The organism is Parashewanella curva, from assembly GCF_003675895.1.
GTDB lineage: Bacteria > Pseudomonadota > Gammaproteobacteria > Enterobacterales > Shewanellaceae > Parashewanella > Parashewanella curva.
In genome coordinates this window covers 40,456-56,182 of record NZ_ML014779.1, presented here as the reverse complement: position 1 = coordinate 56,182, position 15,727 = coordinate 40,456, and the positions used below count along the sequence as shown (strand labels likewise).

General features: G+C 39.4%; 16 protein-coding genes. 5 read left to right on the top strand and 11 right to left on the bottom strand.

The features are described 5' to 3' along the window. The 6 genes from istA to D5018_RS11320 all read right to left on the bottom strand — a co-directional run. On the bottom strand, positions 1-1,303 hold a 1,303-nt coding region (gene istA, locus D5018_RS11345), incomplete at its 3' end, for an IS21 family transposase (RefSeq protein WP_133309280.1). 213 nt (positions 1,304-1,516) lie between these two features. Then, complete coding sequence (locus tag D5018_RS11340) at positions 1,517-1,867, bottom strand: DUF3147 family protein (RefSeq protein WP_121839119.1); 351 nt, start codon at positions 1,865-1,867, stop codon at positions 1,517-1,519. Positions 1,868-1,940: 73 nt separating this feature from the next. Then, positions 1,941-2,327 (bottom strand): DUF3192 domain-containing protein, encoded by a 387-nt coding sequence (locus D5018_RS11335; protein ID WP_121839118.1) that lies wholly within the window; start codon positions 2,325-2,327, stop codon positions 1,941-1,943. 26 nt (positions 2,328-2,353) lie between these two features. Beyond that, positions 2,354-3,109, bottom strand: coding sequence for a flap endonuclease Xni (gene xni, locus D5018_RS11330; protein ID WP_121839117.1), 756 nt, complete (start codon positions 3,107-3,109; stop codon positions 2,354-2,356). Continuing rightward, positions 3,106-4,461 (bottom strand): nucleotide 5'-monophosphate nucleosidase PpnN, encoded by a 1,356-nt coding sequence (gene ppnN / locus D5018_RS11325; protein ID WP_121839116.1) that lies wholly within the window; start codon positions 4,459-4,461, stop codon positions 3,106-3,108. Before ppnN ends, xni begins: the two co-directional genes overlap by 4 nt. 69 nt (positions 4,462-4,530) lie before the next feature. Next, a complete protein-coding gene (locus tag D5018_RS11320) occupies positions 4,531-6,084 on the bottom strand; it encodes a GGDEF domain-containing protein (RefSeq protein ID WP_121839115.1) in 1,554 nt (517 codons plus the stop codon). A gap of 390 nt (positions 6,085-6,474) precedes the next feature. Between D5018_RS11320 and D5018_RS11315 the strand changes: the two genes are divergently transcribed. Beyond that, positions 6,475-8,265: a M61 family metallopeptidase gene (locus D5018_RS11315; RefSeq protein WP_243637426.1), complete on the top strand. Its 1,791-nt coding sequence runs from the start codon at positions 6,475-6,477 to the stop codon at positions 8,263-8,265. Positions 8,266-8,392: 127 nt separating this feature from the next. Here the strand turns inward: D5018_RS11315 and D5018_RS11310 are convergent, their stop codons facing one another. Beyond that, entirely contained in the window at positions 8,393-8,830 is a 438-nt protein-coding gene (locus tag D5018_RS11310) for an OsmC family protein (RefSeq protein ID WP_121839114.1), read from the bottom strand. Positions 8,831-9,531: 701 nt separating this feature from the next. Here D5018_RS11310 and D5018_RS11305 point away from each other — a divergent pair. Continuing rightward, the gene (locus D5018_RS11305; RefSeq protein ID WP_133309279.1) at positions 9,532-10,695 is read left to right on the top strand and encodes a PI-PLC domain-containing protein; all 1,164 of its coding nucleotides are present in this window, start codon (positions 9,532-9,534) and stop codon (positions 10,693-10,695) included. Positions 10,696-10,861: 166 nt separating this feature from the next. After that, positions 10,862-11,218 carry a ribosome hibernation-promoting factor, HPF/YfiA family gene (gene hpf / locus D5018_RS11300; protein WP_121839112.1) on the top strand — a complete coding sequence of 119 codons (357 nt, stop codon included), beginning with the start codon at positions 10,862-10,864 and terminating at the stop codon, positions 11,216-11,218. A 12-nt stretch (positions 11,219-11,230) separates the two neighbouring features. On the opposite strand, the gene D5018_RS11295 is transcribed toward hpf, so the two are convergent. From D5018_RS11295 to D5018_RS11280, 4 genes are all read right to left on the bottom strand, one after another. Next, the gene (locus D5018_RS11295) at positions 11,231-11,791 is read right to left on the bottom strand and encodes a chalcone isomerase family protein (protein ID WP_121839111.1); all 561 of its coding nucleotides are present in this window, start codon (positions 11,789-11,791) and stop codon (positions 11,231-11,233) included. A gap of 83 nt (positions 11,792-11,874) precedes the next feature. Beyond that, positions 11,875-12,354, bottom strand: coding sequence for a DUF2947 domain-containing protein (locus D5018_RS11290; RefSeq protein ID WP_121839110.1), 480 nt, complete (start codon positions 12,352-12,354; stop codon positions 11,875-11,877). An 80-nt stretch (positions 12,355-12,434) separates the two neighbouring features. Then, positions 12,435-12,983 (bottom strand): GspH/FimT family pseudopilin, encoded by a 549-nt coding sequence (locus D5018_RS11285; protein ID WP_121839121.1) that lies wholly within the window; start codon positions 12,981-12,983, stop codon positions 12,435-12,437. Between the two features lie 122 nt (positions 12,984-13,105). Further along, entirely contained in the window at positions 13,106-13,612 is a 507-nt protein-coding gene (locus tag D5018_RS11280; RefSeq protein ID WP_121839109.1) for a GspH/FimT family pseudopilin, read from the bottom strand. Positions 13,613-13,742: 130 nt separating this feature from the next. On the opposite strand from D5018_RS11280, the gene glnB reads away from it, so the two are divergent. Continuing rightward, positions 13,743-14,081 carry a nitrogen regulatory protein P-II gene (glnB, locus tag D5018_RS11275; protein ID WP_121839108.1) on the top strand — a complete coding sequence of 113 codons (339 nt, stop codon included), beginning with the start codon at positions 13,743-13,745 and terminating at the stop codon, positions 14,079-14,081. A gap of 313 nt (positions 14,082-14,394) precedes the next feature. Continuing rightward, a complete protein-coding gene (locus D5018_RS11270; RefSeq protein WP_121839107.1) occupies positions 14,395-15,690 on the top strand; it encodes an NAD(P)/FAD-dependent oxidoreductase in 1,296 nt (431 codons plus the stop codon). Positions 15,691-15,727: the final 37 nt, after the last annotated feature.

Below are 15,727 nucleotides of genomic sequence, written 5' to 3'. Positions count from 1 at the left end.
TTTTAAGCATGAGTTGTTGCACTACATTTTCGGCACTTGTACCGATGGCATTGCCCCAACTCATTATTCTTTCTGGTGTCCATTTGTAATTTTGGTATTGATGAGCTTCAGGCATGTGCTCGTCAATCGTGCTTTTTTTACCAATAACAGAACTGGTGGGATGTTGTGCGACAAGCACATTTTGATGATAAATCCTCACGATCTTTGATGAGGCTTCAAGTTCAACATGCTGACCAACTAAGTGATGTGGCACTGAGTAATAATGCTTTTGGTACAGGATGTGATAGTCAGGGCAGACCTTGGCACGCTTCGTTTCTACATGATAGTAAGGCTCTGAAGGCAGTGGCTTAAGTGCAGGTTTATCCAACTTTTCAAACAACTCTAAACGGGTGGCGCCAACTTGTCGCATTACTCTGAGATTAAGATCTTTCATCAGGTCTTTGATTGTCAGGTTAAGCTCAGCAAAGGTATGGAAAGTCTGATACCTGATCCGCATTAATATCCAACGTTCAACAACAAGCACAGCGTTCTCGACTTTCGCTTTATCCTTTGGCTTGTAAGGCCTTGTTGGTATTACCGCTGTTCCATAGTGGTTAGCCAGCTTGTGATAACTTTCATTAAGCTTAGGTTCGTAGCGACAAGGTTTGATCACAGCAGACTTTAGATTATCGGGCACCAGTAAATGAGGTACGCCACCAAAGTGTTCAAAGGCATTAACGTGGGCTTGGAGCCAGTGTTCTTGCTTCTGGCTAGGAGAAGCTTCTACGTAGGTATAATTGGAAGCACCGAAGGTTGCTACAAAGATCTGAGCATCTCTGATTTCTCCGGTGTCAGGGTTGACGACAGGAACTGTTGGTCCGCAGTAATCGATAAACAGTTTCTCACCAGCGATATGGATCTGCCTCATGCTGCGCTTTTGAGACTTCTGCCACCTGATATAGTGCTCACAAAATTGTGTGTAACCATAGGCTTGTTGCTGAAATTCACTGTGATACTCTTCCCACAGTAAGCGCTTGGTCATCCCTTTACGCTTAAGTTCTTGTGTGCATTTTGCAAAGTCTGGCATCACTTTGTCACTAGAAGGGACTTTGGTGTGATATAGGGCTTTTGATAGTTCCTGATCTGAGATACCGTCAGGTAATGGCCAACCTAATTCGCTAAGTTTAAAGCGGCTGAGGATTTCTGAGATCGTTGATCTTCCCACTTTGAGACATGTACCTATGTTTCTAAGTGAAAGCTGACAATCAAATTTTAACCGTAATATTTCTCTAACTTTGTTCATCGTCGTTCTCTTCTTAGACATTAACGTTTCCTTAAGCCATGAATAAACAGGGTTAAGGATAGTTATCCATTGATTTAAAAAGAGAAAAACAGGGATTTCGGGATGATCCGGACAGCGATTCCGGACTTGAACAAAAATCGTCCGGATAATACCGAATTCAATGTCCGGATTATCCCGAAACAGGTGTCCGGATAATGCCGAATTCAGTGTCCGGATTGCTCCGAATTATGCAGCTTATAACAAGTTAACACCAAACAACTTTGCAAAAGCTGAAAAGCCCCAAAAGCAGATAACTGAAATAAGGGCACATATTCCCAATGTTACCCAAAAGCTAAAACGGGCATGAAGATATGGAAACGCTAAAAACATAGGTAGGGTGGGTACAACGTACCAGAAGGTATACCAAGCATGGTTATCAAGTTTTTCGGTACTTTGGCCTTCAATATACATCCAAATGAGAGCTAAAATCGTAACCATTGGTAGCGCTGCGGTGAGGGCGCCGAGTTTATCGCTGCGCTTAGCAATTTCAGAAACAGCAACAATGACTGCAGCCGTGATCAAATACTTGGTAACTATCCAATACATCTTGTTAGTTCATACAAATCAAAGGATAACTGCAGTTGTATATTATTTTATACCAGCGCTCAAATAGTTTTATTTAAATTGTTAACTTGGCATCAAGATATTGTTTGTAAGTATCGGGCCCCCAAGCTACAAGATGATCATCGACAAAGAGTAATGGTGTACACTCATCTTTGGTGGTTTTACCGTCAGATTTGCCATGATGAGTACGGTAAAACAGTACTAGCATTTTCTTATCATCACTGGTTTTAGCTTCACTAAAATCAGCTGCACCTAATTTGCTTCTCACCGTTTCAATATGTTGGCCGAGACTTAATTGCGTCAGTGCACCTTGATTGTGAGCTTGTCTGTCTTCCCAATCCATATCAGCTATTGTGGGTTCATAATTGGTCACGGCAATAGCAACAAAGACAGTATAAACCGCAAAACCAATGCCGATAATGATAGGTACTTTAGATTTCATTGTGATTTCCGTATTCTTTTTGTTGATTAATTTATTCTAAAGTCACTTAAGCGAGCTTTCAATGGTGAGTTTGTAACCATTTTTGAAAGCTTATAACTTATTCTCGCCATCTCTTTCCCTTCTGCCAGTTTTTTAGCTTGTTTTTCTCCAAGTGTATTTAGAGAGATGTAGATATTAGCGATACTTCTAAACGTTTTTAATAGTTCAGCAGCCGATTTAGGGCCAATACCTGTAATACCAGGAATTTTGTTACCACTGGAGCCCGCTAGCGCCCAAAACTCTAAAAATTGGTTTTGTTCCACTCCATATTTTTGCTCTAGCTTTTTAACATCAAAATACTGCTGAGCGTAGTGATCCCATTGCTTTATGCTCGGGTGCAATAGCTGAGTAAAGCCAGCGTCGGTTGAGACAATAATGGCCTCTCCACCATGTTCGGCTAACTTAGTGGCAAGGGTGGCTATCGCGTCATCCGCTTCTGATTCAGCGGTAAGGCTGAACCAACCTCTTTCATCAAACTCAGTTTTTATTTGCTTGAGGCCTTGATTTAAAGCCTCAGGCATGGGTTTACGACCTTTTTTATAGTCTTGGTAAAGCTCTTTTCTCCAAGACTCTTTGCTACCCTCCCAAACAAACACCAGATGAGTCGGGCTATGAAAGCTAATGAGCTTTTGAGTTGCTGATACTAACCTCAAAGTTAAGGCATCCATATCTGACTCATCCGGTTGAGTAGCATGCATACGGCGGATCAAATTAAGCGCGTCTATTATCAGTAAACGATTCATTTGTTCACCTGATAGCAAGGTATGTATTTACTTCCTGGCAGCTTCATCCGCCCTTGAACTACAAACGCTGAAAGCAGTTTGTCCATCATCGCCATTAATTTTTTGTCTCCATTGATATGAAATGGTCCATGTTCTTTTATAAGTTGAATGGTTTCACCTTTTACGTTTCCTGCCACAACGGCGGAAAAGGCTCGTCTTAAGTTAGCCGCAAGCTCGGACTTTTCCATATTAAAGTCGAGTAAAAGTTCACTGACATTTTTGTGGTTAGGATTAAAAGGCTGCTGAAATTGGCCGTCAATATGCAGCTCCCAAGCAAAGTGATAGGAGTCACCTGTTGAACGTCGATACTGTTTAATTTCGGCCATACCTTTAGCCATTAATTGAGCCACTTCTTTGGGATTATCAATAACAATTTTATATTTGCTTTGAGCTTCCGCGCCTAAAGTGCGTCCAATAAATTTATCAATTTCCGTAAAGTAATCGGCTGATTCTTTTGGTCCTGTTAACACTACAGGCATTGGATTATTTTTGTTTTTGGGTGCGAGTAAAATACCTAACAAATAAAGTAATTCTTCAGCTGTACCGGCTCCTCCTGGGAATATGACTACGCCATGTCCTAATCGAATAAAAGCTTCTAGACGTTTTTCGATATCTGGAAGGATAACTAATTCGTTGACGATTTGATTTGGAGGTTCAGAGGCTATAATACTTGGCTCAGTTAAACCAATATAACGAGCTTGATAATTTCGTTGTTTTGCATGCCCAATAGCAGCACCTTTCATTGGGCCTTTCATAGCTCCGGGACCACAGCCGGTGCAAATATCTAGACCTCTAAGCCCCATTTGATAGCCAACGTCTTTGGTATAAAGGTATTCGTGCTGCTTAATGCTATGACCACCCCAACATATAACAATATTAGGTGAATGTCTTTTGGCAATGACATGAGCATTACGCAAAATATCAAACACTACATTAGTTATGTGAAACGGTTTATTCAGGTCTAAGTTTTTTATATTGTCGTATTTGTTACTCAGGTAGACGATATCTCTCAGCACACTGAATAACAATTCTTGAGTACCAGCGATGATTTTTCCATCAACAAAAGCTTTGGCTGGTGGGTTCACAAGCTCTAGTTTTACGCCACGAGCCTGTTGAATAACATGGATATCAAAATCTTGATGCAGAGAAAACAGGCTTTCATCACTGTCCGATTGTAAACCCGCGCACAAAACCGCTAATGAGCAGCGTCTGAATAATTGATATAACTCACTAGACGCACTGTGCTTGAGTCGTTTGACCTCAAACTGAGACATTAGCTCCATACTACCTCGGGGACTGATGTATTTTCTCATATTTCCTCCAAGTAACGGTTATGTGCTTGATGGCCGAGCGTAAACTAATCTCTCAAACTAGGGCACGCCCTAGATATCAATGATGACTTTATCTCGACCTTGTTCTTTGGATTGATACAGTGCTGAATCGGCTCTGTTAAAGGTGCTATCTATATCTTCTCCAGAAGCAACTTTTGCCGCTCCGATTGAAAGCGTGACAGTGATAGGTTGCCCCTTAAATTTAAATGGGATGCTTTTTATTCTATCTTTCACTCTTGATAATAGCGGCTTGATATTGTCATTGCTAATATCAGGTAAAATTAAAACAAACTCTTCACCTCCATAGCGGGCAACAAATTCACTGTCTCTTAGTGAACTTTTAATGGCTTTGGCAATCACTTGTAAGGCTTTATCGCCTGTGCTGTGGCCGAAGTTATCATTAATGACTTTAAAATGATCGATATCAGCAACGGCGATCCAGAGATCGGATTGTTGTCGCTTTACTTTTTGATATTCGATGTTTAGCTTTTCCTCGAGTGCGGTGCGGTTTGGCAATTGAGTAAGCGGGTCGAGCAAGTTAAGTTTTTGCTGCTCTTGCAATTTGTCTTTATATAAAGACACTTCGTCAGTCAATTGGCTTAGCTCTTTGCACATTGAGTCCAATGAATGTTGGAGTTGCTGCTTATCCCTTAGTTCGACTTTTTGTTTTTGAGTGAGTACCGTTTGTAACTCGCTAAGTTGGGTGCGGATCTGTTGTTTTAACTCATCAATATCGTGAGTGATAGATAGTGATACTCCAACATTAGCAATGTGATTACTCGCTGCTTGATTCAGCTCTTGATGGATCGAATGGCATTTATCGCTTTGCACTTTCACAGTGCTGGTTATGTCACCGACGGTCGAAAGTGTTTGGTTTAAAATGGTTAAAAACTCTTGAGCTGAACTTTTTTCACGCAGTAAATTATCAACCACTAAACTCAAAATAACATGATAAGCAGTGAGCAGTTCATCATAGTCGATTTTATTGGCTAAAACGGCTTGAATGGTGTTTACTTTATCACGTTGCTCAGGCTTAAACTCTAAATCGTCAATGATACTGAATAGTTCACGAGCAAGCGCAACGTGCTGTTCTTCAATCTCGAACTCAGAGTCTTGTTTAAACTGTAGCTCTAACACCTTTTCATAATGTTTAATAAGAAGCTCAATTTTAGGTAAATATTCCCATACCGTATGAAATGGGTTTTTGATTTCATTTTTGAAATGAATGAGTTCACGTTTATTTTTCTCGGGTAAAGACTTAACGCGCAGCAATTGGCTAGCAACTGTCATTAAACCATGACGGCTTTCATCAAGGCTCGAGGTTAACTGACGGTGCTGGGTTTGTAATGTTCGTTCGATATCATTGATATCTTGCTGATAGTTGCCTATATCTTCAAATTTGAGTAATTGTCGACGTAATTTAGCCAACTTATTATCAAGCTCAAAGTTTTGACCTTTGCTGACAATACTGAGATCAGAGATAAAATTTAACAGACGCTTGAATTTATCATCTCTATCTTGAAGAACTGCTTTTAATTCTGATTTGCAGTCTAAAAGTTGTTGCTTTAGTTCGTGAGTCGTAATTTGTACTGCAGTATCCTTCATACTCTGCTTCCCTTCTAAAAGGCTACTAAAAAATCATACTCGGGGACGGTGAGTGTGAATAAAATGATTCATTTTCGTAGGTCTTATCTGGTTGTCAAATTTCCTAATTATTATAAATGAGAGTTTGTTACCTTTGTCACAAGTTTTATGATGACTTAGTTAAAATATCATTACAAATAATATAAAAAAGACCTGACTCTAATGGTATCGAAATGAATATTTGGGTCAATCTTTGTTGATGAAAAATGTTGATAATATGTATCATTCTTAAAATTTTTTATGTCTATCCAGTTTAATTTACTCTGAACTGTGATTCTGGTTATTGAATTTGAATCAAGATTGGTATACTCGCGACTAGATTAGTTTGCTAAAAATAATAAGGATAGATTTGTGAATATCGGCAACAAGTTTTGGCTTCCCGTTTCTCTGCTATTTTCAGCTCCAGTATTCTCCCAAGTAACTTACACCATAGATTTAACTCAGCCTGAGCATCATATGGCAAAAGTGGAAGTGGCTTTTCCGAAAGTAAGCTCTGACGAACTTACTGTGAATCTTCCTGTATGGCGTACAGGCAAGTACAAAGTTTTGCCAACGGCTGATGGCGTTCGTAACTTTGTTGCAAAAGATGCTAAAGGTAAGACGTTAGATTGGACTCGAACAGAGACCGGTTCTTGGCAAGTACAGCTGAATAAGCCTAGTAAAGTAACAGTAAGCTATAACCTATATGCCAATGAGTTAGGTACACGTACACGACATATTAGCAGTACACATGCTTATCTCGACGCTAGTGCCGTGTTTATGTATAGCCCAATATTTAGAAATGAAGAACTTAATATTGAGTTGAAAGTACCTAAAAAATGGAAGAGCTATTCAGGATTAGAGTCTGAAAGTAAGAATAGCTTTGTTGCTCCTAACTATGATGTTTTAGTTGATTCACCAATTGAAACAGGGATAAGCCATCACCGCAGCTTTAAAGCCGATGGAAGAAATTATGAGTTGGTCATTTGGGGAGAAGGTAACTACAACATCGACCAAATTGTTGCTGATCTTAAAAAGATCAGTGGGCAAGCTCACCGTTGGTGGGATAACTACCCATTTAAGCGATACGTTTATATGGTTCACGCTACAAGTGGTGCAAGAGGGGCAACTGAGCATTTAAACTCGACCATTATTCAGTTACCTCGATTTATGTTTAGGGAGCGTAAAGACTACTTACGTTTTATTAGTACTGCATCTCATGAGTTTATTCATACTTGGAATGTGAAAGCTTACCGTCCAGCTGAAATTGCGAATTATGATTACCAGCACCCCAAACTGACAGAGTTACTTTGGCTAGCTGAAGGCTCAACCAGTTATTTCCAAAATCAACTATTGTTGACTGCGGGTGTGATGACGCCAAAAGAATATTTCGCTGACTTAGCAAAACGCATCAATTCAAATATCAATAAGCCGGGTAAGCAGGTTCAATCGGTAGCAGAATCGAGTGCCAATGAGTGGACTTCGACAGGCGGTGATTATGCTCATAATAACAGTGTAAATATCTACTCTGAAGGCTACATGGCATCTTTGGCATTAGATATGTCAATGTTGAATGATACTAAGCTGAAACATAGCTATCGCGATGTACATAGAGAACTTTATAGAAACTATAAACTACCAAAAGGCTACACCAATGATGATGTGAAGCACATCATTAAAGGATTAACGGGTAAGTCTTATGAAGGTTGGTGGAAGTCGCATATCAGCGAACCTTCGACTTTAGATTTTAAATCGTTACTAGCCAATGCTGGTTTGAAGCTGAAATTTGGTAAAGACAAAGTGTATTCAGGGATGAGTTTGTCATCGGATAGTTTGAAGCTTGCAAGAGTATCGGAAGGTAGCCCAGCTTGGAATGCAGGTATTGGTGCAGGCGATCAAATTGTGGCTATCAATGGGTTAAAAGTTACGGCTTCAGGGTTTAATAAACGTTTGGAAGACTTTAAAGTGGGTGACAGTATCGAAGTGACCGCATTTAAAGATGACAAACTGCAACACTTTGAGGTTAAGTTGAGTTCTAAACCTGAAGGCAAAGTACAAATCAAAGCCGTAGAAAAGCCAACCAAAGCGCAAAAGGCGTTCTTAAAAGCTTGGTTAGGCATTGATTGGCCGTTTGATGCGAAAGGGCAATATTTGAAGAAGTAATGGTTTTGCTAGAGATACACAGTATTCATTGTGGTTGAAGCCAGTCGGTTAAGTGTCTTTAGCTTTTGTTATAACAAGTCACTGAGTACCTGCCTTCGCAGGTACGACGTTGTAACCTAATATAAAATCAAACGTTCACCGTCACTTTACTGTTTATGCTGTTAGCGATAAAACAGTTTGCATGGGCTTTATCATGCATCTTCTGTAAGATCTCTTCGCTGACTTCAATGCCATCAACAAAAGTAACTTCTGGCTCTAATATCATTTCAGTTACCGCAAGCTTGCCTGTTTCTAGTTTTCCTAATATTGCTTGAGCATTATCACGATAACTTTTTACCGGCAGTCGCTTTAAATGTGCAATGGAGAGAAACGTCAGCATGTGACAAGAAGATAGTGCGGCGAGGAGACTTTCTTCTGGATTGACCATTTCAGGGTTACCTTTGTACTCTGGAGCAGAAGAGGCATTTACAATCTGACCACTGCCAAATTCAATTTTATGCTCTCGACTAAATTCACCTTGGTCTGATTTTTGTTGTTGCCAGTCAATTGATATCTTAAACGTCATGATTGATGTTCCTGAGGTAAATAACATCTTGGTTGTGAAAATTAGTTCTATACTCGTGATACCTGAAGATGCAGGATTTCAGCGAGAATTAATTGCCATTTAGGCAAGGCACTTTCCTGTAGTAATGGTTATTACCGACAAACAAAACTGTCGTTACTTCGTTTCTATTTCAAGGGAAAGTAACGCAGTATAAATGACAATTAAACTCGCACTACGTGGGCTTTTCAGCATTGATTCTTCTTTGTTGTGAAAGCTTAAATTAGCCCACTAGTTCTTCACTTTCACGCCTAGAATAATGCAACGCTGAACAAGCCCTGAAAGTTGCATCTTCAAGTATCACGAGTATATATTGGTTGAATTTTTTATATCAATATTAAAAAGTGTTAATTGTTCATGGTTTGTTTTACAGCGATATACTCAGTCATCTTATTTATAGGCAGAGTCTGCGCAGCGTGACGATTATCCCTGATATAAACTGACGTTACAGATTGTCAAATAAACAAACGTTAACACAGTCCCCCTTTGTGTCTGAATACGTCCCTATTTAATCAGATTACCTTGTTTCCCTACTCATTTCTTGTTGTTTATGTTCAGTATTGATTAAGTCTTTATTTGTTACCTCTAGCCGCACATGAACTAAGGCGAGGTAATAGTCATGAAAAACAGTCAATTTTTTGCTTGCATCAGCTTTATGTGTACTTGTGGCTACTAAAGTAACGGCTGCAGAGTGGGGTGATGGCTATAACGCTGACAATGGGACACTTCCAACGAATACTGATTGGATGAAGAATATACCCGATGACACTCCGTTGAAAGAGATGTCGATACCAGGGACTCATCATTCAGATGTCCCAGTAAAGGACATAGAACATTCTTATCAAGTTTTACATACTCCTGAGCAGTTAAATGGGGGAATAAGATTTATTGAAGTACAGGCTCAATTGGTTAATGACACCATTGCCGTTGGAGGTCCTTCAAATATGCAAGGCGGTTCTTTTGCTTATCAAGTTGTTAAAAATGACGAAGATTGTCATTCAAATCAGTGTAAAACTACTCACCTATTATCATATTACCGTTTTCCATTGTCCCCCAATATAATGAGGGTTAATGATGACATTCTTATTCCCCACGGACAGAAGCTACCGTATGAATATACATTGCAAGATATGCTTTCCAGTTTTAGAGGTTTTCTACAACATCACCCCTCAGAGACCATATTACTCAAGCTTGATGCTGGTGAGCTTGGCGATGCATACAATAGCAAAAGTTATAACGATGAATTGCTAGAAGCCGTGAATCAAAACTCTGATGTTGTTTGGGCTAAGGATTCGGATAATCCAACACTTGGTGACGTTAGAGGGAAGGTGGTCTTAATCAATAATCGCCCAGATCCCACGCTGGATTCGATTGAGTTCAGCATTCGTGACTTTAATGTTCAGCCTGATTTTCATATGAATACCAATTGGGATTTGTACCATCGATGGGAGTTGGTGAAAGATAAGCTGATTGCAGCTAAGGATAAAAAACAAACGGGGATCATTAATTATTTAACCGGTTATGGTGGAAGCTTTGCGTACTTTGTCGCTAGTGGGCACTCCTCTCCACAAAATGGTGCGCCGTTATTGATGACGGGTAAAACCACACCCGGTTGGCAAAATGACGATTTGGATTTCCCTAGAGTAAATTGCGCATGGTTTATTGTGACTATTTGCTCAATTGCTTTTGAAGGCACAAATGAACTTACAAAGCAGTATTTATTGGACAATAACCCCAGTTATGCTGGAATCATTGTTGCAGATTTTCCTGGACCAGGGTTAGTTCAAAGTGTCATTGATTCGAATCCACATAAAAAGCCTGCGTTCTAAAGATATTAACTTCAGCCCTGAGTTTTGTTCTCAGGGATGATTAATTGATATGAATGGTATTACTAGTCGATCAAGATCACATTACCGAGATAAACTCAATGATATAACGAACGTTCGTATCAACGATGGGGTCAAAGACTACATCCCCCCGCAAGAAGGAAACTCTATGAAAATAAATCTATCCGGTCACCACGTTGATGTTACCGATTCGGTAAGAGAACACGTAAACGAAAAGTTTTCCAAAATTTCCAATCATTTTCCTAGTCTTATTTCACTTGATATGATCATTTCCAAAGAACATGGAGAGTACGAAGTAGAAATTAGAACGAATTACGAAGGCGCAGCAATTTCTGCTTCTGGTAAAGATGACGTCATGTACCCAGCCATTGCTGAGGCGGCAAAAAAATTAGACGCCGCCCTCAAACACAGAAAAGGTCACTTAAAAGCCGATAGGCACCAAAAACCAAACTGTACGACCCCAGAAATTGCCCACGAATACATTCAACAAATGAAACTTACATAGGCAATTAAGCCTTTATTTACCAAGCATTTTCTTTTTTAAGCTACGTTGAGCTGGTTTATCACCCAGCCAGATATCAAATAACGCTTTTGTAAATGCTTGGTTTTGAATATCAGCTAATTGTTTACCATTCTTAAAAGCAACAACATCTTGGCCTTTATTTGACACAAAAGTAAATTGATCGCCTACCTTAATACCAGAATCAAAGAGAGACATAAATTTATCAATTTGTGCTTTGATCGGAGCCACTTTACCGTCAGTTGCGTCTTCAAATCCTTCAGCTATTGCATCCTGCATTTTTTCTTGAGTGATCATATCTGAGATAATGTTCAAACGAATAGCAACAGAACCTTGTTTGAAAGCATCTGAATACTTCGGCTGATCACTAGGGAGGTAAAGACTACCGACATATAAATCAAAAAAGAACTTGCTTCGAACACCAGCGCCTTTTAACGCCATGTTCAGGTCGGCAATAACTGATTGCTCAGGAACATTAACACCTTCAATGGTTTTTGCTTGAAGCTGGAATGTTCCTGCTAACAGAGCAAGTGGAAGAATAAGTTTTACGATTTTCATAGTGACCTCAAAAGGTTAAGGTTTATTAGAGATAATTCATTTTATGCTGTTAGCAAAATAGTACAACATTCAATCGAGGAAGATTAGCCTCTGTGCCCCACCTGAAACTCTCCACTTTGGTGAAACCATATTACTTGCTTCTGTTCAGTCGAAAACAATAATGGGCCGTCATCAAAAAACAAAAAACACTTCCAGTTGTTTTTGAAAGTCAGCCAATTTGTTTCAATTAAATTGTATTTGTCGTAAGCAAAATAAACGCAAGTTTCATCTGGCCAATTTATATCTTCAGCGATTAACAGAGGTAAATTATTGTCTTGGCTATCCCATGCTGTTTGCCAAGTATCAGCCTTTTTCCAGCTATTGCTACGTGCTCCCCAGTCCCCTTTAGTAAATTGTTCTGAATGGTTGCTTTTGTTACTGATAAAGCGATTCCATAGTTCCATCGAGCTCTTTTCAGTTAGGGGCTTAATGAGTTGTTTTTCTTGCTCAGAAACAGGGATTTCATGATTATTAAAAATCCACTTTCGTTTATAGCGTTCAAGCGGGATGTAGCTAGCAGTCAAAAAAAGCTCCGTTTGGGTTAGGTAGACTTTACAACGAGAGCAAAGAGTATACCCTTTTCGCTGACTTACTTCTAATCCACTTAGTTTTTGGGAGTAGTGCAGTTTAGACTTGTCTCTGTGAGTTGATTACTTCCACTAGCATAAATTGTTATACCTTTAGCTAAAGAGACTTTGTTATCAGGGCAATAAACCATGTCGGCAGAATCTTCATCTTCGCCAAAAGACGAAATCTGCCCTTCGGAACTAAATGTTATAGAGGTATATTTGAAATTGATGCTGTCTCCATCATCAAATTTAGATAACTGCCGTAAAGTTTTCTGAGTGGGTGAGCTACCTGTACCACCAGTTCCAGATAGACCCATTGTGGCATATACGACCATTCCTTCATGCCAGTCATTACCGCAAGTAGAACTCGTCGAGTTTGATTTAGGGCAGATGGTAATCGAACGTTGATAACTGGTGGCTTGATTACGAGCGTAAGCTAATAGTGATTGAATTTGTTTAATGTTTTGCTCGGCTCGAACTTGTTGATAAAAAGAGGTTAAAGAAGGAACACCAACCGTTAATAAAATCGCGGCTACAGCAATGGTGATCATCATTTCAACTAGGGTAAATCCGTTTATTTTCATTGTTGATATACTTACTAACCAAACTACAAGTACTACAAGTATATTCAGTTTATTACTATTAAAACCAGAACTTGATGAAAAATTAATGCCTTATAACCTCTGTTGATAATACTCAACAAAGGTTATTTACAGTCGACGCGTTTAGGATCTCGTCTAATTCTCCCATTAAAATTTATGCGTATTTTTTGTGATGCTTCATGGTCAATCTTACTTGGGCAATAAGTTAAACTTCCTGCTCGACTTGCTAGAAAACCCGTTGCTGAAAATGTATAAGATGAATGCGGGCTTTTAATATGGTCTGAGTCATCGAATGCTGGGATGCGGTTGAGTATCACTTCATCGCCATCTTTTTTGAGGTTGCCATTATCATCAGTAAAAACAATGGCTCCTTGTATCCAGTTATTGGTACAAGTATCACCATCTGAAGGGCAGATTTTTACCCTTCGTCCTAAAGATATGGCCTGATTTCGGGCAAAGTGAAAAGTATTTTGGATACGTTCGATGTTACTGTTAGCTCGAGTTCCTTCATATAAGCTTCGAAGCGAGAGAACTCCAACAGCAAGAAGAATTGCTGCAATAGCAATAGTGATAATTAACTCAACTAAGGTTACTCCTTGTGTGTATTTCACAGCATCATCCTTGATGTTAGGTTTGTATGAATTTTAACCTTTTGCGTAAAGGATGAAAAGAGTGATCTGTACCTGTATCAATATTACGAGTTAGAATCGTCTAAAATGTTCGAGACTGGAGAGTTTTTCGATGAAAAGAGTTGAAGCTATCATTAAGCCATTTAAGCTTGATGATGTCAGGGAAGCACTGGCAGAAGTTGGTATTACAGGGATGACGGTTCAAGAAGTAAAAGGCTTTGGTCGCCAAAAAGGCCATACAGAACTCTATCGAGGTGCTGAATATATGGTCGATTTTTTACCTAAAGTAAAAATCGACATAGTGGTACAAGATGAACTACTTGATCAAGCAGTCGAAACCATCGTCGAAACAGCTCATACCGGAAAAATTGGTGACGGAAAGATTTTTGTGACTGATATTGAACGTGTTATTCGTATTCGTACAGGTGAAGAAAACGACGACGCTGTTTAATAGTTTTTATCGCTGCCTATCTATACCTATCTGGGTAGGTTGCATCTCTCTTTCTTTATCCTTTACGCAATTGATATTTATGTAAACTTGTATCCAAGATTAAGCTTTCGCTTTCATTATTTTTTATTCACTATTCATTCTAAATATGTCGGTTTGTTTTGTTGCAACGCCTAATATAACTGCGTCTAGCGTTTTACTCTCTATTTTTCATCGCTGATCGAATTTTTCTATTATCCTTACACTGCTTAACTTTTTTTGATAAGTTAGATTAATCTCAAAGGTAGGTCAGACCAATTTACCAAAAGAGGCAAATATGACAGTGAAACGAATGGTGATTGTTGGCGGTGGTGCTGGTGGTTTAGCGTTGGCATCCAAGTTAGGACGAAAATTGGGTAAACGGAAAAAGCTTGATATCTGTCTTATTGATAAAAGCCCTATCCATATCTGGAAACCCAAGTTACACGAAGTTGCAGTTGGTGCCGTAGATCGATCATTGGATGGTTTGTTATATCGAGATCATGGACTCAAGAACGGTTACCGTTTTATGCGAGGCGAGGTGACAGGGTGTGATGTTGAGGCTAATAAACTGCAACTTGCCCCTGTTTTTGCTGAGGACGGAGAGCTGTTATTAGCAGAACGAGAGGTGTCTTATGATTATCTGGTTTTTGCTTTAGGTAGTGTATCTAATACCTTTGGAACCCCCGGAGCACTGGATAACTGTATTTTGCTTGATAACTTACATAACGCTGAGTTATTTCATCAGAAGTTACTAGATGCTTTATTGCAGTTGAGTGAATCGGAAGATAAAAAACTCGGAATAGGTATTGTGGGAGCGGGGGCAACAGGGGTTGAGCTTGCTGCCGAATTATTTCATGTTATCGACACTGTAAACGAGTTCGGCTACCAAAATGTATCAGACGGTCATTTAGATGTTCATCTAATCGAAGCTTCCCCTAAAATTTTGCCACAACTACCCGAGAGAATCAGTGCTAGAGCGCAATCTCTTTTAGATCGGATAGGCGTTAAACTCCACATAGGCGTTCATGTCAAAGAAGTAACTAAAGAAGGCTTTATCACTCATGATGACAACTTGATCCCTTCTGATATCAAAGTATGGGCGGCAGGTGTTCAAGGGCCTGAAGTGTGTAAAAACTTCACGCAATTACCAATAACAAAGCGCAATCAAATTCAAGTTGATGAGTTCATGCGAGTGAAAGACGTAGAGAATGTTTATGCCATCGGTGATTGTGTTGAACTTGAACTAGAAGAAGGGAAATTTGCTCCACCTCGAGCACAAGCTGCTGATCAAATGGCACATCAACTTTATAAAAACTTTGTTGGTAAGTTTAGTGGTCGTCGTGCCGAAAAAGCCTTTGAATATCGAGACTATGGCTCATTAGTATCATTAAGCCGTTTTTCAGCGGTTGGTAATTTAATGGGGAATTTAAGATCTGGGCAATTTTTTGTTGAAGGTCATGTTGCACGCTTAATGTATATGTCGTTATATCAGCGGCATCTTTCGAGTCTATTTGGCTATTTTTCAGCACTTATTTATCGAATGGCGCAAAAACTGCTGCGTTGGCAAAGACCTAAGTTAAAATTGCATTAGTTTGTCTTAAAGCAGCAATTAAAGGTGGGATCTTTGA